Here is a 25,090-nt window from a genome sequence, read left to right as displayed (position 1 = left end):
GGTTCCAATAAAAATGATTAACAAGAGAAAGAGAATATACTTTAAAATTTTCATCTTTTGGTGTTTGAGTCATTAGTTACCCAAAGATAGTTTATTTTTCACTTTAGTTAATAAATTGTTTATTAATCCCTTGATTTGATGTCTAATTTGTTTAAAATAAGTGTATTTTTGTTTTAAATAGTAATTGTTTGAGTTGAAATTGGAGGTATTTGGAATAAAATATCAACTTTTAAAAATAAAACGAAAACATTGTTTAAGTATTCGTCTTTAATGCAAGAGTTTAAACTTGTAGAATACTAATTGAGATAGAATAGAATTAGCCAAAGATAAATTCTAAGGCAGAAAACGAAGTGTCTCTACCCGAAACATTTGAAAGGCAAATGCCTTAAAGTAATAAAAACTTTAACTAGTTACCTAAGGTAACATAGTAATTAGTTGATTTTCCGATAAAACAGACTCTTTTCAGGGGTCTGTTTTTTTATTGACACTAAATACTAATAACAGTAGATTAATTGCCAGTAGAATTGAGATTACTAAAAGTGTTTTCATTTTTAATTATAGATTGATAGCTGTTAAATAGATGTACGGGTCAAAAAAAGGTTGCGTAAAAAACGTCTTTATTTATATAACAGTTATAAACTTTTTTTTCCTACCAGTACGTATTTGTTAGATACCGCAAAGTTATAGTAGCCATATAACTATAAAGCAAAAAAAGACCTTAGAATTTCTAAGGTCTTTTTATTAATTTTAGAATTATTGATTTACTTGATTTTATATTTGAAGTATAATCTATCAATGTTTATTTTATTATCTTTTGTATTTTATTTGGAGTTTTAAGTATGTATACTCCAGATTTTAAATTAATTAAACTATTTTTTTCTTCGATTTCAGAACTAACAATGGTTGATTTTACTAATTTACCATCAAAACTGTAAACATTTAAGCTATATGGCTTGTAATTGTTAGAGGGATTTTTGAAAGTTTCTAGTTCTTTTTCCTTAGTTGATAGTTGCTTGTTACCCCAGGTCCAGCCAACATAAGTATTGATATATTCAACAGGAAATGAATATGTACTCTCTTTAGTGTTACCATTTTTACTATAGTGTTGTAGATTAATTATGAATATATATCGACCATAACTTAAGTTATTAGCAACAGATTCTCCAAAAAGTTTAATTCTAAAGTCTTTACTTCGATCAGGTTCAATCAAAGCATAAGAATTTATGATATACTCTTCGGGGAATTTGAAATCATCACTTGAAATTTTGTTGTCTTTCGATATATAAAAGTTTATTTTTATTAGCTCATTACCTACAGCATTGCCATCACCAATATTTTTTATTCTAAGTTTTGTAAAATCAAAAAAACCATCGTCAAATCTACTTAGAATTGGGGGATTGTTACTTGAACGAGCATATCCTAATTCGTAATGTCCCCAAGCAGGTGCAGCTAGAGTAGATTTTTCATCTACTATTAAAGCCGGATAACCTGGACAGCCATGATTAATAGAACTATTAGTATACTCATACCTACATTCGTCTTCTCCATTCAGAATACCATCTGAATCTGAATCATTTTGACAGCGAATAAATCTTTGACTGAAATATGTTCTTCTCGAACCAAAAGTTTTCCGACCTATTAAATTAATAGTTGTTGTTTTCGGATTGTTTATAGTACCGAAAGAGTAAATTCCCGGTCGTTTTCTTCCCAAATTTATCTTGTTCTTAAGAGTTCCTTCACTGTAAAAGTAAAGATAATAAGAAATACGTTTGATGTTCGTGAGGGGATTTTGTAGTCTAAATTAAACGATGTCAAACATCCGTCTGAATTATAATTTTTTTTAGAAATTATGAACTCATATTGCGCATTCAGATTGTTAGTAAAAAAGCAAAGTAAGAATGAAATTAGTGTACTTTTTAAGATTTTCATTAAATAGTTTTTATTGATTATTTTTACTACAAATGTAGGTTTAAAATAGTTAAAAACTACAATTAAAGAAAGAATTTTAAATTATAAAAGTAGGAAATTATATATTTACTTAAAAAAGAACTTAATAGCGGCAATAAGAAGAATAAAAGCAATAAAAGCAATAAGAATCCAAATACTACCGGAGTAGAAGCGTTTGTGCAATTTTAAGTCTTTGCGATACGTAAAACCGATAATAACAGCAAAGACAATAAAAAATAAAACTCCAAATACAATTTGACCTTTACTAAACATATAATTACTTTTATGCAAACTTAATTAATATTGATGAGATTCCCGCCTTACTGAAACAAGTTCAGCACAAGTTATGGAATGACAAAACGAGATATATGAAAGATAAAATAGAAGCTGTTAAAGCATTTCATACCGCATTTAAAATTGGACATAGAGAAACTCCAAAAGCAGATTTAGGAAATGAAAAAAATATGTTACGCTATAAATTAATGCGAGAGGAAAATGAAGAGTACTTAGATGCTGCCAACGATGGCGATTTAGTAGAAGTAGCAGATGCTTTAGGAGATATGCTTTATATTTTATGTGGTACCATAATAGAGCATGGTTTACAATACAAAATAGAAGAAGTTTTTGAAGAAATACAACGTAGTAATATGAGTAAGTTGGGCGAAGATGGCGAACCGATTTACCGAGAAGATGGAAAGGTACTTAAGGGACCAAACTATTTTAAACCGAATATAGAAGCTATTTTAAATAAATAGAAAACCTATTAATTAGCTTCTTTCATTGCATGATGTCTTAATCTATAATTCTTTGGGGTTTCATTGAGAATAGATTTAAAGTCTTTATTAAAATGACTCTGATCGTGATAACCACAAGAAATTGCAATGGTAGCTAAATCTTTATCTGAGTTTCTAAGCATATTACATGCAAGATGTAATCTAACTTTTTTCAAGTAGGCTATAGGAGATATTTGAAAGTCTTCTTTAAAGTGTCTTAGTAGTGATGTTTTAGACATTAATGCTATCTCACATAAATCGTCTAATGCAATTTTTTTATCTATGTTTTCTTGCATATATTTTAAAACGCTCATTAGCTTTTCGTTTTTAAAACTAAATTCTCCGTGCTCATTTAATTTAGAAGTTACTCCTATCAATCCAATAACGTTATTTTGATCATCAAATATTGGATATTTAGAAGTTTTTAACCAGTACGTTTTAAAATCAATAAACGGTACCATCTCTATTTTATCAATTATTGGCTTTCCTTCGTTTAGCACATAAAAATCATCTTTAGTAATAGATTTTGCAAAATGGGATGGTAGAAAGTCAAAATCATTCTTTCCTAAAACTGCAGATTTTTTATCAACTGCATAAATAGAAAGCATATATGAATTAAGGCTAATAATCTTTCCGTCTTTGTCTTTAGCAAAAAAGCCTAAATTGGTACGTTCAAATAGTTTTTGAGTAAAATCTATAGAATTAATTTTCTTATTTATTACCTCATCATAATTCATTATGTGGATATTTTTTACTTTTTATTACCCCACAAGATACTAGTTATTGTAGGTCTAAAAAATGAGATTGGTTATATTTTACAATAAAAAGATAATTTGTTTATATAAAAAATACACCTCAAAAAGTAACTTTGAAAAGTGATTGATTTTTTAGGCGTACTCCATTGGAAATTAGGAAGTTTTTTAAAATATTAGTGTTTATAATAACAGTGCTTTTAACTGGAAAATCGCATGCCAAAAAGTTTAGTTATAATGAAAACAAGTTAGGCGGTAATTTTAAATTGATTTTCTTTTGTTCCAGTAAATCAAAAGCCGATAAGATTGCAAATGATACTTACCTATATATAGATGTTTTAAATTCTATTTTAAGCAATTATTCCAGTGCAAGCGAAATAAGTCATTTAAACACTAAAAAGATATATAAAACCCCTTCTAATGAATTACTGGAGCTTTTAAATGATGCCCAATTGGCATACAATAAGACCAATGGTTATTTTGATATTTCGATTCAGCCTTTAATAGAATTTTGGAATAAGGCTGAAAGAATAAATAAAATTCCAACAGAAAGAAATTTGAAAAAACAGGCATCTAAAATTGGACTGAATAAGGTTTTGAATGTAACACAAAATCATTTAACGCTTAAAGGGAAGGGCAAGCTTCAATTAGGAGGTATAGCTAAGGGGTATATTATAGATAAGGTGTATAAGTATATAAAAGACAGAGGTGTTAGTTCATTTTTAATTGAAGCAGCAGGAGATATAAGAGTTTTTGGTGCGCCAGAAAATAAAAAATATTGGAAAGTAGGTATATCTTCTAAAAACCAAAGTAGTTATACAATTAGTTTAAAATCAGGACAAGCCGTTGCAACTTCTGGTAACACTTACCGCTACAGAGTAATTAAAGGAAAGAAGTTCTCTCATATAATAAATCCTAAAAACGGGTTACCTGTAACACACAATCTAAGTGCATCGGTTATTGCAGATAATGCTACAACGGCAGATTATTTAGCGTCTACATTCAATATATTGACTAGTAAAACTGAAATTCAAGAGATATTGAATAATCATAAAGACACAGAGGTACTAATATTTAATACCCAAGGTGTCTTCTTTAAAACAGAACAATTTTTCAACTAAACCAAATAAGAACGTTAATGATAATAAGAAAATTGAAAATTTTAGGACTATTACTCGTAATAGGGGTATATGGTCAAGCACAAATAAAATATAGTCTTTCGGAAGAAAGTAAAATGAAAATAGATGGCTCGTCTACGGTAAGCGACTGGTCTGTTGATGTGTTAGAGCCATCGGGTACTTTTATTATGGACAAGGCAATTAAAATTGAAGAGGGAGCTGCGCTATATACCACTTTAGAATTTAGTTTTCCAGTTGAGAAAATGGAAAGCGGCCGGGGACCAATAATGAATTCTAAAATAAAAAAAGCTTTAAAAAGTGCTGAAAACCCAAATGTAATTTATAACTCTACCGAAAACAAAATTACATCTGTAACAGACGATAGTTTTGTTCTGGAATCAAAAGGTACTATTAAGTTGGCTGGAATAGAAAAACCATTAGAAGTTACTTTTAATGGCACTTTTAATTCTAGCTTAAGTACCATTTCTTTTAAGGGTAGTAAGGGCGTTACGTTTTCTATGTTCGATATTGTTAAACCAACGGCCTTTTTTGGCAAACTACAAACTAAAGACGATTTGAATGTAACATTCAACGTGAGTTTTACTAAATAAGTTAATTGCTAATTCAATTTGTATGAAATTTTTAAACATTATAATTTTTGCTATTCTTTTATCTGTTAAAGGAATTGCTCAAGAAGAATTTAAAGCCTATACACAAAACATAGAAGGAACTGATGTTTCTTTTAAACTAGTACCAATTGAAGGCGGGACTTTCATGATTGGAGCCTCAAAAAAGGATAAGAAAAAAGAGCTTGATGAGCTACCACAAAAACAAGTAGAAGTGAGTTCTTTTTGGATGGGAGTTTATGAGGTAACCCATAAAGAGTTTCTGTTATTTACAGATGCAACAAGAGATATATTGGCTAATGGGGAACCTAATCCTGAAGTCATTTCAAGACCTTCAAGTCCATATGAAGATCCTTCTAAAGGATTAGGAGACGAAGATATGAAACCTACCGTAGGACTAACACAATACAACGCTTTGTCCTATTGCAGATGGTTGTACAAGAGAACTGGGGTTTTCTATAGATTACCTACAGAGGCCGAATGGGAGTATGCCGCGAGAGCAGGAACAGAAACACCATATTTCTTTGGTAAAAAGAAAAAGGACTTAGCCGAATACGCTTGGTATTCCGAAAATGCTAATGGTCAATTGCATATAGTAGGGCAGAAAAAACCAAACACCTACGGATTATATGACATTTATGGTAATGTGTCCGAATGGTGTTTAGACCAGTATTACCAAGATTTTTATACTAAAATTAAAGATGGTGAGACCGATCCAAGAGGTTTTCCCGATGCTTTGTACCCGAGATCCGTTAGGGGAGGTTCGTTTATAGATGATGCAGAGGAATGTAGAAGTTCAAATAGAATAACGTCTACAGACGACTGGAAAGCTAGAGACCCACAATTACCAAAAAGTTTCTGGTGGAACACAGATTCAGAATTTGTTGGCTTTAGATTAGTAAGACCATTAAAACAACCAACCAAAGAAGAAGCAGAACTATTTTTCTCTTCTATGTTAGAATAAGCAACTAAATTAAAATAACACATATAATTATTATGGAACGAAGAAATTTTATAAAAAATTCTGCTTTAGCAGGAGCAGGATTATTAACTTCTACAGGAGTTATGGCCAGCGGTTTTGGATTTAATAGCGGTTCTGCTGATGCATTAAAAATAGCCTATATTGGATGCGGAGGACGTGGTGCCAGAGCTGTTAAAGCTGCTCTAGATTTGGACATTCCTACGGAACTTGTTTCTATGTGCGACCTGTTCAAAGATAAAATAGATCACAGAGAAAAAGTTTTATTGAATAATGTAAAGGATAAATCTAGAATTAAAGTAACTGAAGATACCAAGTTTACGGGGTTTCAGGGGTATAAAGAGGCCATTGCTTTAGCAGATGTAGTCTTCATAACTACTCCAGCAGCCTTTAAACCAAAAATTTTAGAAGAATCCATAAAGCAAAATAAACATGTCTTTATGGAAAAACCAGTGTGTGTAGATTCAGTTGGTTTTAAACAAGTTATGGCTGCTGCGGCTTTAGCTAAACAAAAGAAGTTATTTGTTGCTGGTGGACTACAGAGAAGATATTCAACAGGGTACCAAGCCGTAGTTAATGAGCTTCATGATGGTGCTATTGGAGATATTTTATCTGCTGAATGTTATTGGATGGGTGGACCAATAGGCGATTTAACAAGACCAAGAAAAGAGCATTGGACCGAAATGGAATTTCAAAATAGGCATTGGAGATCTTTTTCTTGGGTAAGTGGAGGAAACGTTGAAGAATATCACGTTCATAACTTAGATATAGTGAATTGGGTTTTACAAGAAGCACACCCGCAGTCTGTACTTGCCATGGGAGGTAAATCTCCTGGTAAAGACTTTTCTGGTTCTCTTGGAGGTTTTGATAGTTTAACCTCAAACTTCAAATACAAAAATGGAGTTTCTGTTCATAGTTACAGTAGAAATATTCCTAACTGTAAAAATAAAAATGGAGAGTATTTTTATGGAACTAAAGGTAAATGTATAATTGCTGGTAATGCTACCATATACAATCATAAAGGGAAAGAAATTTTTAAGGCTAGTAGCAAGGAACATGGTAAGTTTCATGGTGCCCATGATATGGTACAAAAAACACTTATGGAAAGTATATACCATGGTAAAGAATATTTTAATGACGGATTTTATGCAGCCCAATCTTCAATGACTGGAGCTTTTGGAAGAATGTCTGGTTGGTCTGGAAAAGAAATGAAATGGGATAAAGCTATAGAATCTCAAGTAGCATTGTTTAATTATACCGATGCTACAGATATGAATTCTACACCTCCTATTTTACCAGATGAATTTGGAAATTATCCAGTTCCAACTCCAGGTAAAACAGTTGTAATGTAAATTGTAATATTAGGAATTAAAAAAACGAGGAGTAATTTTACTCCTCGTTTTTTTATCATATTATGCGTATCACCTTCCTTAAGGGAAGGTATAGGCTACACTTTAAAACGCCATCCAAAGGAATCGTCTACTTTATTAGTCTGAATGTCTGTTATGCGTTTCTTTAAGAAATTAGCATAGGTTTCATCTAATTTAGGTAAATCGTAATCAGTACCCTTATATCCAAACCCGGCAATCGGAGAAACAACAGCTGCAGTTCCTGCACCAAACATCTCTTTTAATGTACCATTTTTGGCAGCTTCAACGACTTCTGCAACGGTTAATTTTCTAACCTCAACTTTAATACCTTCAGATTCCGCAAGTTCAATTATACTCTTACGTGTTATACCGTCAAGAATTCTATCACTTGTTGGTCCTGTTATTAAAGTATCGTTTATTCTAACAAAGATGTTCATAGCACCAGCTTCTTCGATATACTCGTGGGTGTTATCGTCTGTCCAAATAACTTGTTGATACCCTTTGGCTTTGGCTAATTGAGTTGGATAAAATTGACCAGCATAGTTTCCTCCTGCCTTTGCAAAACCAACACCACCGTTAGCGGAACGCGAATATTTTTCTTCAATAAGTACTTTTACCTCACCAGAAAAATAGGAACCTGATGGTGCAGTACAAATTATAAATTTATATTCATCTGCTGGAGAAGCATGAAACCCTTCACCTGAAGCAAATACAAATGGGCGGATGTATAAAGAACTTCCATCGTTTGTTGGAATCCAATCTTTATCTAGCTCTAATAAAGCTTTTAATCCTTCCATGAAATACGCTTCTGGTAATTCTGGAATAGCTAAACGTTTTGATGAAATATTTAATCGTTTACAATTATCTAAAGGACGAAACAACCAGACATTTTTATCTGCATCTTTATATGCTTTCATGCCTTCAAAGACCGACTGTCCGTAATGGAAAATCTTTGCAGAAGGGTCTAGTGTTATTGGCTGGTAAGGCATTATTTTAGGAGCTTGCCATTTACCATCCTTATAATCACATACCAACATATGGTCAGAAAACACACTTCCAAATTTCAAATTATCAAAGTCTACTTCATTAATCTTAGAAGACTCTGTTTTAATAATCTCAATGTCATTGATTATTGTGCTCATAAGTCTGTAGTTTTATAGGGCAAAGTTAAATAAAAGGTTTTTAAAAAAGAGGTATCTTTACATAAATCATTTAAAATTGAAATATTCATATTATGAGGTTATTTATTGCTTTATTTATTAGTGTGTTAGTGTTAAATTCTTGCAAAAAGAAAGCAGAACAAGAAGAAAATGTAAATATTGAAACTCCGGAAATAGTATATGCTTCCTTTGGAAAAGAAATTATTTCTGATGATGCCGTGGCTTTTTCTTCTATGTTAAATCATTATAAAGACATGAATGTTGGCGATAGTATAAATTCTAAAATGACAGCTACTGTGAAAAAGGTTTGTCAAGCTAAAGGCTGTTGGATGACTTTAGATTTAGGAGAGGGAAAAGAGGCTATGGTAAAGTTTAAAGATTATGGTTTTTTTGTACCTAAAGATATAGCTGGTAAACAAGTTGTTGTAAACGGAAAGGCGTATGTAAAAGAAGTTCCAGTTGACGAGCTAAAGCATTATGCAGAAGACGCTGGTAAGTCTAAAGATGAAATTGATGCAATTACAGAATCAAAGAAAACATTTTCTTTTGAAGCCGATGGTGTTTTAGTAGCGGAATAAGATTGAAACGAGAAATTATTATTACAGCAGATGGTTCATCAACCATCCATATTCCTGAGTGGAATGAACAATACCATTCTAAACATGGTGCAATTCAAGAAGCATATCATGTATTTATAAAGCATGGTTTACATTATATATTTAATTCAGAGCACTCCGGCTCTGCTCAGGACGAACTACACGAAGAATCTCTAAATACATTATCTATACTTGAAATAGGTTTTGGTACGGGGTTAAATGCTCTAATAACGTATGTGGAATCAGGAAAGTTAAAAATCCCAATAAACTATGTTGGGGTTGAAGGTTATCCTGTTTCCAGTGAAGAGATTACTAAACTAAATTATGCTGATGAATTAAATGTTGAAGCATCCGTTTTTAAGGAATTGCACTATTCAACTTGGGAAGAAGAATATCAAATCTCAGATACATTTACTTTAACCAAACAAGAAAAGTTTTTTGATGAGATTGAAGACAAGGAGCAATTTAATCTTATATATTTTGATGCTTTTGGAGCTAGAGTTCAACCAGAGTTGTGGACAGAGGCCATTTTTAAAAAAATGTTTGAAGCATTAAAAGATGACGGTGTTTTGGTGACATATTCGGCAAAAGGTAGTGTCCGAAGAGCTATGCAATCCGTTGGATTTATGGTTGAAAAGCTCCCTGGTCCTCCAGGAAAACGTGAAATGTTACGTGGACGTAAGGGAGGGTGACATTCAGCGACCACAAAAGACAGGTATGTGTTATGAGCTAAATGTTGCGTGGGCGAAAGAAAGAGGAATGTTTTACGCATTAAGTATTAATCAATAATAATTGATCCATAGGCAATTTGAAATTGTTAAACCTAACTTAAATAACTTTTGAAACGTTTTTGCATTTTGTAACTTTATTATATGAGGATATTAATTACAGGAGCAACAGGTTTGGTAGGCCAGCAAATCGTTAAGATTTGTCATGAGAAGGGTATTGCAGTAAATTACCTCACTACCAACAAAGCTAAGATTAAGACTTTAGATAATTATCATGGCTTTTATTGGAATACTTCAAAGGAGGAAATAGACAAAAGCTGTTTTAAAAATGTAGATGCAATAATTCATTTAGCAGGAGCTTCAGTTTCTAACCGATGGACTCCAGAATACAAGGAAGAAATTTTATCTAGCAGAACTAAGACTACGGCATTATTGGTTAATGCTTTAAAAGGGGAATCACATACTATTAAGCAAGTTGTTTCTGCTAGTGGCATTAGTATTTATCCAGATTCTTTGGTGAATTATTATGATGAGAGTTCTAAGGCAACCAATACTTCTTTTTTAGGAGATGTGGTAAAAGCATGGGAAGACTCGGTTAATAGTTTTAATGTTCTGAATATTTCGGTGTCTAAAATTAGAATTGGTTTGGTGTTATCTGAAAAGGGAGGGGCTTTACCTCAAATGTCTAAACCCATAAAATATGGTGTTGGAGCTGCTTTTGGAAGTGGTAAACAATGGCAGTCTTGGATACACCTTGAAGACCTTGCTAATATGTTCTTGTATGTAATTGAAAATAACTTGGTAGGTGTTTACAATGGTGTATCTCCAAACCCAGTATCAAACAAGGAGGTTACCCGAACCATAGCAAAAGTTTTGAAAAGGCCCTTGTTCTTGCCTAACATACCAAAGTTCTTTATGAAATTAGTTTTAGGTGAAATGCATCAGATTTTATTTGATAGTCAACGCGTAAGTTCCAAGAAAATAGAGGATAAAGGATTTTATTTTAAATACCACCATTTACAACCAGCATTGGAAAACCTACTTTAGGTTTAATTGCCTTAAACCCTCATAAACAATAATACTAACGGCATTTGCAAGATTTAGACTCCTTACTTTATTACTATAAAGCGGAATCCTATAAAGCTTGTTTTTATATTTTTCAGTGATATGCTTAGGTAGTCCAACAGATTCTTTTCCGAAAATTAAAAACATATTTTCTTCAAAAGGAATTTCCCAATGTAGCTCAGTACCATGGCTCGATAAAAAGGCTAATTTTTTATCGGAATGTTGTTTAAAAAAGGCTTCAATATTGTCATAATAAATTACATCTAAATGTGGCCAATAATCCAAGCCAGCACGTTTTAATTTAGCATCATCAATGTCAAAACCTAACGGTTTTACCAAATGCAGTTTTGAGCCTGAAGCTAGTGTTAATCTACCTATATTGCCAGTGTTATTTGGGATTTCGGGTTCGAATAAAACAATGTTTAAAGACATAATAGTTTATTTCTTAGAAAATAAGGTAGATACGTTTACAATTAGATATGCCAACAATTTAGAAAAAAAAGATAAAGAGACAATTATTAAAAAGTGTTCATCAAATATGGGGAAAATGTTTCTAGTGTCTTTAAAAATTAAGTGTTTAAATACATAAAAGGAAATACAAAAAATAAATAAAGATAAAAGGCAGAACCATATATCATGTATTTTGTTTTTTTTGAGTTTTTCTATGTAGAGTAAAATTAAAATTGAAAATAGAGAAGGTAAATTATAAACGCACAATAGCGCGAATAAAAGTAGCCAAGCTTTACAATTATGAAAAACAAAGGTATATAGACTTGTAAAGCTTATTAGATATAAGATACCATACAATACTATTTTATCACTTTTTGTCAATTTAAAATTGAGTCAACAAACTTATCAATTGTTTCAACCCCTTCCTTAGTTACATGTTTTACAAATGCACTTCCAATAATAGCACCTTTGGCATATTTTGTAGCTGCCGTAAAAGTCTCATTGTTACTTATTCCAAAACCAACAATTTGAGGGTTTTTAAGGTTTAGATTATTTATACGTTCAAAATACTGTGTTTGTTCGTCACCAAAACCAGATTTAGCTCCAGTTGTACTAGCACTACTTACCATATAAATGAATCCGTTAGAAACAGAATCAATAAAACGAATACGTTCATCACTAGTTTGCGGAGTAATTAGGAATACGTTAATTAGGCCATATTTTTCAAAAGTAGCTTGATATTCTTCATGGTAAACATCGACTGGTAGATCTGGAATAATTAGGCCATCAATTCCTATTTCCTGGCATTTTTTACAGAAGTCTTCAACACCGTATTGTAACATAGGGTTAAAATATCCCATTATAATTAGCGGAATTGAAACAGAAGCTCTAATATCTTTTAATTGATTAAAAAGTACTTCAGTCGTCATACCATTTTTTAAAGCTTGGGTTGAACTGTCTTGAATGGTTGGTCCGTCTGCTAAAGGATCACTAAATGGCAAGCCAATTTCAATTAAATCTACACCATTTTTTTCTAAGTCTTGAATGGTTTTAACCGTGTCATCAATATTTGGATAACCTGCTGTAAAATATATTGAGAGTAGTTTTTTGTCTTCTTGTAACTTTTGATTAATTCTGTTCATGTTGAATGCCTATTTTTTTCATTTCCGCGAAGGCGGAAATCTATTTAAATGTATTCTGAAAGGTCTTTCCAATCTGGGTTCAAACTATTTATTAAACTGATTTTCCATTCCCTATTCCATTTCTTTAATTGTCTTTCTCTTTTAATAGAGTTGTTAACGTATTTGGTTGTTTCAAAATAAACTAACTTAGTTACGTTATATTTTCCTGTAAAAGATTTTGAATTATTATTTCTATGTTGATTTAACCGTTCTTTTAGTTGTTTTGTTCTTCCGATATATAAAACCGTATTGTTTGTATTTGTTAATATGTATACATAATGAATATCCATAGTTTTTAAGAGATTTCCGATTTCTCGGAAATGAAAAACAACTAAAACCTATATCCTAAAATAATCTATATAATTCTGTAAATCCTTATCTCCGCGTCCTGACAAACTCATAACAACAACGTCATCTGGTTTAAATTGTTTTTGTTCAAAAATAGCCAGTGCGTGTGAACTTTCAATAGCAGGAATTATACCTTCTAATTCACATAGCTCTAATCCCGCTTTCATAGCTTCATCATCGGTTATTGATAAGAACTCGGCTCTACCTGTTTTACATAAATGTGCATGCATTGGCCCTACACCAGGATAATCTAATCCTGCAGAAATAGAGTAGGGCTCAGTAATTTGTCCGTCGTTAGTTTGCATTAATAAGGTTTTACAACCATGAATAATACCCTCTTTTCCAAGTACAGAAGTTGCTGCACTTTCTCCTGAATCTACACCTAGACCAGCAGCCTCAACGGCAATAATTTTTACGTCTTCTTCATGTAAAAAGTGGTAATATGTTCCGGCAGCATTACTTCCACCGCCAATACAAGCGGCAACATAATCTGGGTTTTCTCTGCCTTCTTGTTCTTTTAATTGCCATTTAATTTCCTCCGAAATAACCGATTGAAACCTTGTTACCATATCTGGGTATGGATGCGGACCTATTGCAGAACCAATAATGTAATGTGTGTTTACAGGATTGTTAATCCAGTCTCTAATAGCTTCATTTGTAGCATCTTTTAGTGTACGACTGCCAGATAAGGCAGGAACAACTTTTGCGCCAAGCATTTTCATGCGTGCCACATTAGGAGCCTGACGTGCTATGTCAATTTCTCCCATGTAAACGATACACTCAAGTCCCATTAAAGCACAAACTGTAGCCGTTGCAACACCATGTTGACCTGCGCCAGTTTCTGCAATAATACGTTTTTTACCTAGGCGTTTTGCCATGAGTATTTGACCAATGGTATTATTAATTTTATGTGCCCCTGTGTGATTTAGATCTTCACGTTTTAAATATATTTTGGTATTGTATTTTTCAGAAAGACGCTTAGCAAAATATAAAGGTGAAGGTCTACCTACATAATCTTTTAGTAGTTTGTCAAATTCATTTTTAAAGTCTGGCTCGGCCATTACTTTTAAATAGTTTTGACGCAACTCTTCTACGTTAGGGTAAAGCATTTCAGGAATATAGGCACCACCAAAGTCGCCGTAATAACCTTTGTCGTCTACATTATAATTCTCTTGCATAGTTTTATTACTCAATTTGTTTTGAAACTCTTTTATAATAGCAACATTTTTTAAACCTGGTGCTATCTCAAATTTGCTATTTATATCTAAAGCATAACAATATTTTGAAGCTTCACTTTCTTTAAATTTTTTAATATCAGACACTTGATCTAAACCAATACCGCCGCTTAAAAAGAAAGGCTTTGTTGAAGGGTAGTCGTTAAGTAGACTCCAATCAAAAGTATAGCCGTTACCTCCAGGTAATTTTCCTTTGGTATCAAATAAGTAGTAATCACAAACGTTTTCAAACTCCTTTAAAACTTCAAAGTTAAATCCATCTTTTACAGAAAATACTTTAATAACTTCAATAGGTTTAGATAGTAGCTTTGTTGTTCTTAGCATGTTGCAATAAAACGGTGATTCTTCACCATGAAGTTGAACTGCATCTAGTTTGAACTTATTGACTTGTTCTATAACAGTGTTTAGATCTTCATTTACGAAAACTCCAGTTTTTTTGATACTTTCCGGAAGTTCTGGTATTTTGGTATCAAAATGCCTTGGAGATTTTTCATAAAATATAAAACCAAGATAATCCGGTTGCAAAGCAGCAACTTGTTCCATATTATCTTGATATTTCATTCCGCAAACTTTTAGTTTCATCTTTGTGTCATTTCGACATGAGCGAAGCGATTGAGAAATCTCCTTATGAGATGTCTCACACACGTTCGACATGATATTATTTTTCTAATTCTTTAATAAATTCTTTTGCACTCACACCTGGGTTGTCCGTTTTCATAAAGTTCTCACCAATTAAGAACCCTTTGTAACCATAGGGCTGAAGTTCTTTAATAGCACTTACATTACTAATACCACTTTCAGACACCTTAACAAAATCATCTGGTATCATACTGCTTAATGATTTACTGGTTTCTAAACTTACCTCAAAGGTTTTTAAATTTCTATTATTTACACCAAGCATATCCAAACTTGGCATTACAGATTTATGTAGCTCTTCTTCATTATGGATTTCTAGAAGTACATTAAGGTTTAGACTTTGCGCAAATTCCGAATATTGCTTAATCTCTTCTCTGGTTAAAATAGCGGCAATTAAAAGGATAACATCTGCACCATATGCCTTGGCTTCTAGAATTTGATACTCGTCAATAATAAATTCTTTTCTTAAAAGAGGTAGGTTACAACTTGCTCTAGCAGTTAATAAATCATCTAAGGATCCTCCAAAATATTTACCATCTGTTAAAACCGACATACCACACACCCCTGCATCTTCATATCCAGAAGCAACATCTTGAGTGTTTAAACTATTGTTGATTATTGATTTTGAAGGCGAACGTCTTTTGTGTTCAGCTATAATTCCAGAAGTACTATTTTTTAATTTATGAGCTAAGGAAATGGTATCTCTTGAAAACAATACTGATTGTTCTAACTGAGATGTTGGAATTAAGTTTTTCCTTAAGTCGACGTCTTTGCGTTTATCTATTACTATTTTGTCTAGTATATTCATTTTTCAGTCTTCATTTTTCAGTCTTCAGTCTTCAGTCAGCAACTTTACCGCCAATTGAAAACCGTTTAAAGCAGACTATTTTTTACTAAGTTCTATCAATTTATCTAAACTTGCTTTTGCTTTACCAGAGAATAAAGATGTTTTTGCTAATTCAAACCCTTCTTTATGCGATATCTGTTTTGAAGTTGCTATTGCCAAACCTGCATTAGCGCAAACTACATTGTTTTGAGCTTCCGTTCCTTTTCCACTGATAATATCAACAAATATTTTGGCAGCATCTTCAACAGTATCCCCACCATAAATAGCTTTTTGCTTTACCTTTGTTAACCCTAAGTCTTCTGGAGAAAATAGTTTTTCAGAATTATTTGAGACTATTTTGGCTTTACCTGTTAGAGAGATTTCATCATAACCATCTAAAGCATAAACGATACTATAATTTTTATCTGTGTTTTGATACAAGAAACTATAAAGGCGCAACACTTCTAAGTTAAAGACACCTAATGATTGACTTTTTGGAAAAGATGGGTTTACCATAGGACCTAACATGTTGAAAAAGGTTTTTACACCCAGTTCTCTACGAATTGGGGCTACGTTTTTCATAGCAGGGTGGAATAAAGGAGCATGTAATATGCAAATACCTGCTTTATCTAAACAGCGTCTTAAAAAATCTTCATCGTTAGAAAATTTCACTCCTAAATTTTCCATAACGTTTGATGAGCCAGAAGTTGATGAAACACCATAATTTCCATGCTTTGAAACGTTCACCCCAGCACCTGCGGTTATAAAAGAAGATAAGGTTGAAATGTTAAAGGTATTTTTACCGTCGCCACCAGTACCAACAATATCAATAGCATTAAAATCGCTTAAGTCAACCCTAATACAAAGTTCAAGAAGTGCGTCTCTGAAACCTTGTAATTCTTCAATGGTAATACTTCTCATCATATAAACCGATAAGAAACAGGCAATTTGGCTTGGGTTATACATATCGTTAGAAATGTTTACTATAACCTGTTTTGCTTCTTCGGTTGAGATTGTTTCGTGGTTTATTAATCTGTTTAGTATATCTTTCATCCTCTCCCTAACCCTCTCCAGAGGAGAGGGAATTTGTTAGTTTCTTAAATTTTTACTTGTTTCGTTTTCAACATTTTTATAGCTCCTTTTGGGGTATTAGCTATTCACCCAATTTTCTAATATCTTTTTTCCATCTGGAGTTAAAACCGATTCAGGATGGTATTGAACGCCTTTAACATCGTATTCTTTATGACGTAAAGACATTACTTGACCATTTTCGTCAAAAGAAGTGGCTTCTAAACTTTCTGGTAAATTGGCATTAACAACCCATGAATGGTAACGTCCAACCTCGATCTCTTTGTCTAGGTCTTTAAAAATGATTTCGTCATCTACACTTATTTCAACCTTAGTAGCAACACCATGATAAACTTCGTCTAAGTTCACTAAAGAACCACCAAAAACTTCACCAATAGCTTGTTGGCCAAGACATACCCCTAAAATACTTTTTGAAGGTGCATATGTTTTGATAATAGCTTTTAACAAACCTGCTTCATCGGGAATTCCAGGACCCGGAGATAATACAATTTTATCAAACGGTTCAACATCTTCAAGTTCTAACTTGTCATTTCTATAAACTGTAACATCACAGTTTAAATCTTCTAGATAATGAACTAGATTATAAGTAAAACTATCGTAATTATCTATAACTAATACTTTCTTCATCCTTACTAAATATCTTTGGCTAATTGAATAGCTTTATTTAACGCTCCTAACTTATTAAATACTTCTTGTCTTTCGCTTTCAGGGTTTGATTTAGAAACCAATCCAGCGCCCGCCTGCCAATTCAGTTTATAATCTTTACTTAAAAAGGTTCTAATCATAATGGCATGATTAAAGTTACCTTCAAAATCCATAAAACCTATAGCGCCACCATAAAAGCCTCTACTTGTTTTTTCATATTGCTCAATAAGTTGCATAGCTCTATGTTTTGGAGCACCACTTAAGGTTCCCGCAGGAAATGTATCTGCAACAACTTGCATTGTAGAAGTCGTATCATGCTTTTGTCCTGTAACTTTACTAACCAAATGAATTACATGAGAAAAGAATTGTACTTCTCTATAGGTTTCAACCTGTACATTGCTACCATGACGAGACAGATCATTTCTGGCTAAATCAACGAGCATAACATGTTCAGCATTTTCCTTATCGTCTTTAACCAACTTATCTGCTAGAACTTCATCTTTTTCATAATCGCCTGTTCTCTTGTAAGTTCCGGCGATTGGGTGAATTTCAGCTAAACCATCAGTTACTATTAATTGTGCTTCTGGTGAACTTCCAAAGATTTTAAAATCACCATAATCAAAATAAAATAGGTAAGGAGACGGATTTATACTCCTAAGTGCTCTGTATACATTAAAGTCATCACCAGTAAATTCTTGAGAAAAACTTCTGGATAACACTAATTGAAAAACATCGCCCCTTGCACAATGCTTTTTAGCGTAATCTACATGCTGTAAAAATTCCTCATCAGTTAGGTTAGAAGTGATGTCTCCTTTTGAATCGAAATTATACGAAGCAAAATTTTGAACATTAATAAGAGTATCAATAGCATCAACATTACTCTCAACACCTTCAGGGCAGTGTGAAAAAATGTAGGCCTCACTCTTAAAATGATTAATAGCTATGATGTTTTGGTAAACGGCATAATAAACATCTGGTATGTCTACCGAGTTTTCCTTTTTACCTATGTCTATGTCCTCAAAATACCGTACTGCATCATAAGCAGTATAACCAAAAATCCCATTATTAATAAACTTGAAATTTTCTTCACTAGACACATTAAATTGTTTTGTGAATTTATAAATTTCATCAACTACATTTACCTCGTTAGAAATGTTTAATTCTGAAGTACTGCCATCCGGAAATGTTTGCGAAATTACTTCGTTTTCAACTTTAATAGAGGCAATTGGATTAAAACATATATAAGAGAAATTCTTATGGTTTCTGTGGTAATCACCACTTTCTAACAAAATGCTGTTTGGGTATTTGTCCCTAATTTTATAATACACCGTAACGGGAGTAATGGTATCCGTTAAGATTTTTTTATAATGCGTAAAAAGGTTAATTTTTTTCATTTGTTATTACATAAAAAAGGCCTGTCGTGAATGACAAGCCTTTATGATATTTTAGATTTAAATATACTAGGGTTTTACTTCACGAATGTTAAGTTTCTGAAGCGCCACCACCAAGTAGTATTTAAATTTGTGTTCATTATATTGTTTATTAACGAGTCAAATATAAAAATGAAAATATTATTTACCAACCCTTTGCAATATTTTTTATTTAAAAGATTGTTAAACTACATTTAGTTCAATGATCTTATCATTATTTTTATACTTATGAAAATAAAATTACTATTTGTTGCAGTTTTAATAATATTAAGTTGCAATGACAAAAAGAAGGAATCTGCTTTAGAGATTTATGATTTTGAAGGGTTAAAACCTTTTCTGAATAAAAAGGACGATAAAGTTCATGTGGTAAACTTTTGGGCAACTTGGTGCGGGCCATGTGTTAAGGAGCTGCCCCATTTTGAAGAATTGCATTCAAAATATAAAGGAGGAGATGTTGAAGTGTTATTAGTAAGCTTAGATTTTCCGCACCAGTTTGAAACTAAATTAAAACCATTTATAAAAGAAAGGAATTTAGACCCAAAGGTTATCGTTTTGGATGATGTAGATTCTAACAGTTGGATTCCTAAAATTAGTAAAGATTGGTCTGGTTCTATACCCGCTACCATTATTTATAAAAATGACAAACGAAGCTTTTATGAAAAATCGTTTACCTATGAGGAGTTAGAAAAAGAATTAAACAAATTTTTAAACTAAAATAAAATGAGCAAAACAATCAAATTACTTATAGTTACTGTTATGGTTGTATCTGTAGCAGCTTTTACTATTCCAAAAGAAAATGTAGTTGAGGGTTATAAAATAGGTGATATAGCCGAAGATTTTTCATTAAAAAATATTGATGGAAAAATGATTTCACTTTCAGATTACAAAGACGCCAAGGGCTTCATAGTTACGTTTACATGCAACACATGCCCTTATGCCGTTATGTATGAAGATAGAATTATAGATTTAGATAAGAAGTATGCCTCAAAAGGGTATCCGGTTATTGCCATAATGCCTAATAATATAGCTGTAAAACCAGGAGATAATTTAGAATCTATGAAACAAAGAGCGGAAAACAAAGGCTTTACTTTTCCGTATTTAATTGATGCTAAACAAGAAGTGTATCCTAAATTTGGAGCTACTAAAACACCACATGTTTTTGTTTTGGAAAAGACGAAAAAAGGAATGGTTGTGGAGTATATAGGTGCAATAGACAATAATTATAAAGATGCGAGCTCGGTAACAACAAAGTATGTTGAGGACGCTGTTGATGCTCTTTTAGATGGTAAAGAGGTACCTCAAAAAGAAACCAGAGCTATAGGGTGTTCTATTAAAGTCTAATCTATTTAATAAAAATAAGATATAACGGAATCTGAAGTGTAATGCTTCAGATTTTTTTCGTCTATATCTATAGAAATACTAAGTTTGTATTCAAATTAATTCATATTTATTTCAATGGAAGATTTAACACAAGAAGAATGGGCAGAACAGCTGGCTAATGATGATAACGCAGTTATATTAGATGTTAGAACAGATGCCGAGGTTGCTGAAGGAATAATACCAAATGCCATTCACATAGACTTTTATTTAGGAGACGAGTTTGTTGATAAAGTTGATGAACTTGATAAGCATAAAAATTACTATGTTTATTGTAGGTCGGGAAATAGAAGCGGACAGGCTTGTCATATAATGGAAGAGCTAGGTTTCGAGAACGCCTATAACCTAGAAGGAGGTATGCTAGATTGGTCTGGTGATGTTGTTGATATGGAATAGCATGAGAAAGCTTTTAGTACTATTTGGAGCTGTTCTTAGCTTAACGCTTATTGGTTGTGAGACTAATGCTCAAAACGGTTTTAAAGATTTGTCATCCGAAGAACTGTCTGAAGTACTTCAAAATAAAATGGTTCAGTTAATAGACGTTAGAACACCTAAAGAATATACTGCTGAGCATATCAAAACATCAATAAATATTAACTTTTTTGCGGCAACGTTTCCAAAAGAAATTGAAGCCTTAGATAAAGAAAAACCAGTTTATGTATATTGCAGATCCGGTAAAAGAAGCGTGAAAAGTATAGCGTTGTTTAAGGAAGCTGGGTTTAAAGAAATCTATAATTTAAAGGGTGGAATTTTGGACTGGAAGTCTAAGGAATTTGAAGTAGAAAAAGTTAAAAACTAAAGGTCTTGTTTCTAAAAAGAATCCAAAATATACTTTAACCTCTTTTTTAAGTACTTCACCTTTTTTATTTTAATCTTAGTTATGCTTTTTATTTATTTGGTATAAAATTGTAAGTCATTTTAATGCTAAAGTGTTTAAAATGAAAAAGTTCGAGTGTTAACTAAATTAATAGCTTAAAAAATTATGGATAACGGTTATATTATTTTGGGGATAATCGCCTTGTTGTTTGTATGCATGTATGGTTTTGCTTATTTTTCTGTAGCCATGGAAAAAATGAAACAAAAACGTGCAGAAAAAATTCAATCTGAAAGGAATGAAATAAAGAAACAACAACGCATTAAAAACCAACAAATAAGAGACGAAAAATTACGTAAGTTCAACGAAAGAAAAGAAGAAATTCAAAGAGAGCTTATGTTACTAGAAAAAATGAAACAAAAACAGAGTCAGAAAGTGGTATAACACTTTTCACTTAATAAAAATTTAACCCATATATAGCTATATGGGTTTTTTTAAATATGAATATTAAGTTTTATTGTATATTAACTGGTGAAAAGCGGTTAATATTTATATTTTAGCAGCCCAAAATCTATCAAAATTGACTTAATAAAAACGATTATTTTTAAGAAATAGCGTTTAGTTTTATGGTTAGAAATATCTACATATTGGTACTTACATTACTATTGTGTTCAAATCTTTTTGGACAAGATGTTAGTATACCCACACGTTTTTCTCAAGAAGGTACTTTGTTCAGAAACATAGATAAAAGTGTAAATGAATTAACACGTCCAATTACGGATTTTAAAGAAAATCAAAAGTGTACTGTTATTGCTTATTTAGGAAATGATAATTACAAGATCCAATATAAAGATTGGACAGGATTGGTAACTATTGAAGATCTTGTGTTAAACGATGAAATTGAAGATTTATATTTTGAGTTCCAAGACCAAGAAAGAGAACGTAGGCGTAAAGAAGAAGAAGAACGGAAAAAGCGTATTTATCAGATTGTAAATAAGGATAAAATTGAAAAGGAAAAACGTTTAAAAGACTCCATAGCTAAAGTAGAAGAAGCGGAACGCAAACGTATTGCCTTTGAGAAAGAAGAGGCAAGAAAACGTGCAGAGGCATTAAAAGAACAACGTCGTTTAGATTCTATAGCTAACGTAGAAGAAGCCGAACGCCAGCGTATCGCCTTTGAGAAAGAATAGGCAAGAAAACGTGCAGAAGCGTTAAACGAACAACGTCGCTTAGCCTCTATACCCAAAGCAGACGCAGCGGAACGCCAACGTATTGCCTTTGAGAAAGAAGAGGCAAGAAAACGTGCAGAAGCGTTAAAAGAACAACGTCGCTTAGATTCTATAGCTAAAGTAGAAGAAGCCGAACGCAAACGTATCGCCTTTGAGAAAGAGGAGGCAAGAAAACGTGCAGAGGCATTAAAAGAACAACGTCGCTTAGATTCTATAGCTATAGTAGAAGAAGCCGAACGTCAACGTATCGCCTTTGAGAAAGAAGAGGCAAGAAAACGCGCAGAGGCTTTAAAGGAGCAACGTCGTTTAGATTCTATAGCTAAAGTAGAAGAAGCCGAACGCCAACGCATTGCCTTTGAGAAAGAAGAGGCAAGAAAACGTGCAGAGGCATTAAAAGAACAACGTCGTTTAGATTCCATAGCTAAAGTAGAAGAAGCCGAACGCCAGCGTATTGCTTTTGAGAAAGAAGAGGCAAGAAAACGTGCAGAAGCGTTAAAAGAACAACGTCGTTTAGATTCTATAGCTAAAGTAGAAGAAGCTGAACGCCAGCGTATTGCTTTTGAGAAAGAAGAGGCAAGAAAACGTGCAGAAGCGTTAAAAGAACAACGTCGTTTAGATTCTATAGCTAAAGTAGAAGAAGCTGAACGCCAGCGTATTGCTTTTGAGAAAGAAGAGGCAAGAAAACGCGCGGAAGCTTTAAGGGAGCAACGTCGCTTAGATTCTATAGCCAAAGTGGAGGAAGCGGAACGCCAATGTATTGCCTTCGAGAAAGATGAGGCAAGAAAACGCGCGGAGGCTTTAAAAGAACAACGTCGCTTAGATTCCATAGCCAAAGTGGAGGAAGCGGAACGCCAACGTATTGCCTTCGAGAAAGAAGAGGCAAGAAAACGCGCGGAGGCTTTAAAAGAACAACGTCGCTTAGATTCTATAGCCAAAGTAGAAGAAGCCGAACGCAAACGTATCGCCTTTGAGAAAGAACAAGCTAGAAAACGAGTAGAGGCTTTAAAGGAGCAAAAGCGATTGGACTCCATTGCAAAAGCTCAGGAGGTTGAACGTAGACGTATAGCTCTAGAGAAAAAGCAAGCAAAAGAACGTGAAGAGGCTTTAAAGAAAGAACAACGCCGTTTAGATTCTATAGCCGAGGCCTTAGATTATGAACGCAGGCGCATCGCTTTTGAAAAAGCTCAAGAAGAAAAACGTAAAAGGGCTCTAAGGGAACAAAAGCGATTAGATTCAATAGCCAAAGCTAACGCAAAGCCCGTTCTGAATGAGGAAGAATTAGCATATAGAAATAAGTGTCATTATCAAATAAATGAATACGATTCTTTTTCACGAACAAGGATAATCCGAACTGAACCTTATAATATTAATAAAAACTTAACTATCGAATTGTATAAACAAGGCAGTAAGTTAGATGTCTTTATTAATTCTTCGGTAGATCTTGGCTGTGTGAGTTACTTATCAAATAACAGATCTAGTGTAAAAGTAACTTTAGAGAATAACAGATCCGTAACTTTTTATCATTATTGGGATGTGGAATGTGGCGAGTATTTGTTTAAAGGAAGATTAAAACAATCTCACATCACAATATTAAAGCAATCACCAATTAAATCAGTTTTACTAAAGGGTACAAAAGGAACTTTAGAAATAGACAATATAGAATACAAAGCATTCTTTATGGATAAGTTAAAATGTATTGAATAGTTTAAAATTTAAGGGCTATCCACATATTTTAGAGGAATATACCATACTTTTATCAATGTAATTCCCTAAACAATGTTCTTTATTTGTATTTAATTTAGCACCAAAAGTTTGCTGAATTGTTTAGTTATTTCATCATAGATAATAAAAACTTAAAGGTTAATAACAGTTTAACCAAAGTTCTAGAAGACCTTCCAGAGTTTAAATGCGCTGGTATTGGTCACGATTATCTGTCTTCCATGAATGATATTCTTAAAGAATCTCCAGACCTAATTTTTATTAATATTGACTCCGAAGATTCCATTGATCCGTTTGATTTTGCTAAAGAAGTAAATGAGTATTTAAATGATAATACTGAGTTTATTGCCATTTCAGCAACAAAAGATCGGACCTATGAGTCCATAAAAACAGGTTTTTTTGATTACCTGTTAATGCCAACTACAGATTTAGACATAAGAAAAACGGTTCTTAGGTTTAAAAAAAAACGCCCTACCAAATCTAGCCGTATCTGTCTCAAATCCTATAAAGATTATCGCTACTTAAATACCGACGAAATACTGTTTTTAAGGGCTGATAATAACACTACAGATTTTCATATGGCCGATGGCAGTGTCGTCAATTCATTTAAGACATTAAAAACCTATCAAACCATTTTACCTAAAAATTTTTTAAGGGTACATAAGAGTTATATAATAAACTCAAATTTTGTTTCTAGAATCAACTATGGTAATTTAAAATGTTCATTTAAGAAATACAGTCAAAAAGTACCGTTTACAAAATTTTATAAGAAAAATGTAGACCACATGCTAAATTCTATAGCTGCATTACAAGCAGTATAGGCTATACGCTTGTAAAAATTCATCAATTCCCATTCTACTTAAACCTTTAGTGTAATTGCACAACAGGATTTTGTATGTTCTAATCTCCAATAGTTTATATCTAAAATGTATTTAAAACTTTAGGGTAAAATCCTAAAAGAGACTTTTACCAGATTCACAAGGTAATTTCACTCTTA

Annotated in this window: 28 protein-coding genes and 1 pseudogene; 16 read left to right on the top strand and 13 right to left on the bottom strand. The window is 32.7% G+C overall.

The annotated features are described in order from the left end of the window. Positions 1–799: 799 nt before the first annotated feature. On the bottom strand, positions 800–1,711 hold the full coding sequence (locus FUA24_RS04740; RefSeq protein WP_187388168.1) for a T9SS type A sorting domain-containing protein: 912 nt from the start codon (positions 1,709–1,711) through the stop codon (positions 800–802). A 604-nt stretch (positions 1,712–2,315) separates the two neighbouring features. On the opposite strand from FUA24_RS04740, the gene FUA24_RS04730 reads away from it, so the two are divergent. Next, positions 2,316–2,702, top strand: coding sequence for a pyrophosphohydrolase domain-containing protein (locus FUA24_RS04730; protein ID WP_148540259.1), 387 nt, complete (start codon positions 2,316–2,318; stop codon positions 2,700–2,702). Positions 2,703–2,710: 8 nt separating this feature from the next. Here FUA24_RS04730 and FUA24_RS04725 read toward each other — a convergent pair whose 3' ends face one another. After that, positions 2,711–3,457 (bottom strand): helix-turn-helix domain-containing protein, encoded by a 747-nt coding sequence (locus FUA24_RS04725; RefSeq protein ID WP_148540258.1) that lies wholly within the window; start codon positions 3,455–3,457, stop codon positions 2,711–2,713. 194 nt (positions 3,458–3,651) lie between these two features. On the opposite strand from FUA24_RS04725, the gene FUA24_RS04720 reads away from it, so the two are divergent. The 4 genes from FUA24_RS04720 to FUA24_RS04705 are packed head-to-tail and all read left to right on the top strand — an operon-like array spanning position 3,652 to position 7,547. Next, entirely contained in the window at positions 3,652–4,593 is a 942-nt protein-coding gene (locus tag FUA24_RS04720; RefSeq protein WP_187388167.1) for an FAD:protein FMN transferase, read from the top strand. 17 nt (positions 4,594–4,610) lie between these two features. Beyond that, positions 4,611–5,201, top strand: coding sequence for a YceI family protein (locus tag FUA24_RS04715; RefSeq protein ID WP_148540256.1), 591 nt, complete (start codon positions 4,611–4,613; stop codon positions 5,199–5,201). 22 nt (positions 5,202–5,223) lie between these two features. After that, positions 5,224–6,180 (top strand): formylglycine-generating enzyme family protein, encoded by a 957-nt coding sequence (locus FUA24_RS04710; protein WP_148540255.1) that lies wholly within the window; start codon positions 5,224–5,226, stop codon positions 6,178–6,180. Positions 6,181–6,212: 32 nt separating this feature from the next. Continuing rightward, positions 6,213–7,547: a Gfo/Idh/MocA family protein gene (locus FUA24_RS04705; RefSeq protein WP_148540254.1), complete on the top strand. Its 1,335-nt coding sequence runs from the start codon at positions 6,213–6,215 to the stop codon at positions 7,545–7,547. Positions 7,548–7,642: 95 nt separating this feature from the next. Here FUA24_RS04705 and FUA24_RS04700 read toward each other — a convergent pair whose 3' ends face one another. Beyond that, positions 7,643–8,707 carry a branched-chain amino acid aminotransferase gene (locus FUA24_RS04700; protein WP_187388166.1) on the bottom strand — a complete coding sequence of 355 codons (1,065 nt, stop codon included), beginning with the start codon at positions 8,705–8,707 and terminating at the stop codon, positions 7,643–7,645. A gap of 92 nt (positions 8,708–8,799) precedes the next feature. Between FUA24_RS04700 and FUA24_RS04695 the strand changes: the two genes are divergently transcribed. From FUA24_RS04695 to FUA24_RS04685, 3 genes are all read left to right on the top strand, one after another. Next, positions 8,800–9,303 carry a DUF4920 domain-containing protein gene (locus FUA24_RS04695; protein WP_148540253.1) on the top strand — a complete coding sequence of 168 codons (504 nt, stop codon included), beginning with the start codon at positions 8,800–8,802 and terminating at the stop codon, positions 9,301–9,303. A gap of 2 nt (positions 9,304–9,305) precedes the next feature. Then, positions 9,306–10,013, top strand: a complete 708-nt coding sequence (gene mnmD, locus FUA24_RS04690; protein ID WP_148540252.1) for a tRNA (5-methylaminomethyl-2-thiouridine)(34)-methyltransferase MnmD — start codon at positions 9,306–9,308, stop codon at positions 10,011–10,013. Positions 10,014–10,193: 180 nt separating this feature from the next. Next, positions 10,194–11,096 carry a TIGR01777 family oxidoreductase gene (locus tag FUA24_RS04685; protein WP_148540251.1) on the top strand — a complete coding sequence of 301 codons (903 nt, stop codon included), beginning with the start codon at positions 10,194–10,196 and terminating at the stop codon, positions 11,094–11,096. Here the strand turns inward: FUA24_RS04685 and FUA24_RS04680 are convergent. The 9 genes and pseudogenes from FUA24_RS04680 to FUA24_RS04645 form a co-directional block, all read right to left on the bottom strand. Further along, positions 11,088–11,546 (bottom strand): tRNA (cytidine(34)-2'-O)-methyltransferase, encoded by a 459-nt coding sequence (locus FUA24_RS04680; RefSeq protein WP_148540250.1) that lies wholly within the window; start codon positions 11,544–11,546, stop codon positions 11,088–11,090. The genes FUA24_RS04685 and FUA24_RS04680 overlap by 9 nt on opposite strands. A gap of 395 nt (positions 11,547–11,941) precedes the next feature. Further along, positions 11,942–12,706 (bottom strand): tryptophan synthase subunit alpha, encoded by a 765-nt coding sequence (gene trpA, locus FUA24_RS04675; protein WP_148540249.1) that lies wholly within the window; start codon positions 12,704–12,706, stop codon positions 11,942–11,944. A 44-nt stretch (positions 12,707–12,750) separates the two neighbouring features. Continuing rightward, on the bottom strand, positions 12,751–13,035 hold the full coding sequence (locus FUA24_RS04670; RefSeq protein WP_148540248.1) for a GIY-YIG nuclease family protein: 285 nt from the start codon (positions 13,033–13,035) through the stop codon (positions 12,751–12,753). A gap of 48 nt (positions 13,036–13,083) precedes the next feature. Continuing rightward, a complete protein-coding gene (trpB, locus tag FUA24_RS04665) occupies positions 13,084–14,271 on the bottom strand; it encodes a tryptophan synthase subunit beta (protein ID WP_317131934.1) in 1,188 nt (395 codons plus the stop codon). Positions 14,272–14,304: 33 nt separating this feature from the next. Further along, a pseudogene (locus tag FUA24_RS26060) lies at positions 14,305–14,889 on the bottom strand (phosphoribosylanthranilate isomerase); the annotation flags it as partial. Positions 14,890–14,986: 97 nt separating this feature from the next. Continuing rightward, a complete protein-coding gene (gene trpC, locus FUA24_RS04660; protein WP_148540246.1) occupies positions 14,987–15,772 on the bottom strand; it encodes an indole-3-glycerol phosphate synthase TrpC in 786 nt (261 codons plus the stop codon). Between the two features lie 75 nt (positions 15,773–15,847). Further along, entirely contained in the window at positions 15,848–16,843 is a 996-nt protein-coding gene (trpD, locus tag FUA24_RS04655) for an anthranilate phosphoribosyltransferase (RefSeq protein WP_148540245.1), read from the bottom strand. A 96-nt stretch (positions 16,844–16,939) separates the two neighbouring features. After that, on the bottom strand, positions 16,940–17,506 hold the full coding sequence (locus FUA24_RS04650; protein WP_148540244.1) for an anthranilate synthase component II: 567 nt from the start codon (positions 17,504–17,506) through the stop codon (positions 16,940–16,942). A 5-nt stretch (positions 17,507–17,511) separates the two neighbouring features. Continuing rightward, positions 17,512–18,918, bottom strand: coding sequence for an anthranilate synthase component I family protein (locus FUA24_RS04645; RefSeq protein WP_148540243.1), 1,407 nt, complete (start codon positions 18,916–18,918; stop codon positions 17,512–17,514). Between the two features lie 264 nt (positions 18,919–19,182). Between FUA24_RS04645 and FUA24_RS04640 the strand changes: the two genes are divergently transcribed. The 6 genes from FUA24_RS04640 to FUA24_RS04615 all read left to right on the top strand — a co-directional run bounded on the left by FUA24_RS04640 (position 19,183) and on the right by FUA24_RS04615 (position 22,335). Further along, entirely contained in the window at positions 19,183–19,668 is a 486-nt protein-coding gene (locus FUA24_RS04640) for a TlpA family protein disulfide reductase (RefSeq protein WP_148540242.1), read from the top strand. A gap of 6 nt (positions 19,669–19,674) precedes the next feature. Continuing rightward, entirely contained in the window at positions 19,675–20,295 is a 621-nt protein-coding gene (locus FUA24_RS04635; RefSeq protein ID WP_148540241.1) for a thioredoxin family protein, read from the top strand. Between the two features lie 114 nt (positions 20,296–20,409). Continuing rightward, on the top strand, positions 20,410–20,727 hold the full coding sequence (locus FUA24_RS04630) for a rhodanese-like domain-containing protein (RefSeq protein WP_148540240.1): 318 nt from the start codon (positions 20,410–20,412) through the stop codon (positions 20,725–20,727). Position 20,728: 1 nt separating this feature from the next. Next, positions 20,729–21,130, top strand: a complete 402-nt coding sequence (locus tag FUA24_RS04625) for a rhodanese-like domain-containing protein (protein ID WP_187388165.1) — start codon at positions 20,729–20,731, stop codon at positions 21,128–21,130. A gap of 183 nt (positions 21,131–21,313) precedes the next feature. Continuing rightward, complete coding sequence (locus tag FUA24_RS04620; protein ID WP_148540238.1) at positions 21,314–21,589, top strand: hypothetical protein; 276 nt, start codon at positions 21,314–21,316, stop codon at positions 21,587–21,589. Between the two features lie 182 nt (positions 21,590–21,771). Then, on the top strand, positions 21,772–22,335 hold the full coding sequence (locus FUA24_RS04615; protein WP_148540237.1) for a hypothetical protein: 564 nt from the start codon (positions 21,772–21,774) through the stop codon (positions 22,333–22,335). A 278-nt stretch (positions 22,336–22,613) separates the two neighbouring features. Here the strand turns inward: FUA24_RS04615 and FUA24_RS04610 are convergent, their stop codons facing one another. Further along, on the bottom strand, positions 22,614–23,105 hold the full coding sequence (locus FUA24_RS04610; RefSeq protein ID WP_148540236.1) for a hypothetical protein: 492 nt from the start codon (positions 23,103–23,105) through the stop codon (positions 22,614–22,616). 1 nt (position 23,106) lies between these two features. Between FUA24_RS04610 and FUA24_RS04605 the strand changes: the two genes are divergently transcribed. Both FUA24_RS04605 and FUA24_RS04600 read left to right on the top strand, forming a co-directional pair. Beyond that, the gene (locus FUA24_RS04605) at positions 23,107–24,078 is read left to right on the top strand and encodes a hypothetical protein (protein ID WP_148540235.1); all 972 of its coding nucleotides are present in this window, start codon (positions 23,107–23,109) and stop codon (positions 24,076–24,078) included. Positions 24,079–24,194: 116 nt separating this feature from the next. Next, positions 24,195–24,914, top strand: coding sequence for a LytR/AlgR family response regulator transcription factor (locus FUA24_RS04600; protein WP_148540234.1), 720 nt, complete (start codon positions 24,195–24,197; stop codon positions 24,912–24,914). Positions 24,915–25,090 lie beyond the last annotated feature (176 nt).

Source organism: Seonamhaeicola marinus (assembly GCF_008085455.1).
The sequence above is the reverse complement of the archived record's forward strand: the minus strand, read 5'-3'. Positions and strand labels throughout refer to the sequence as shown.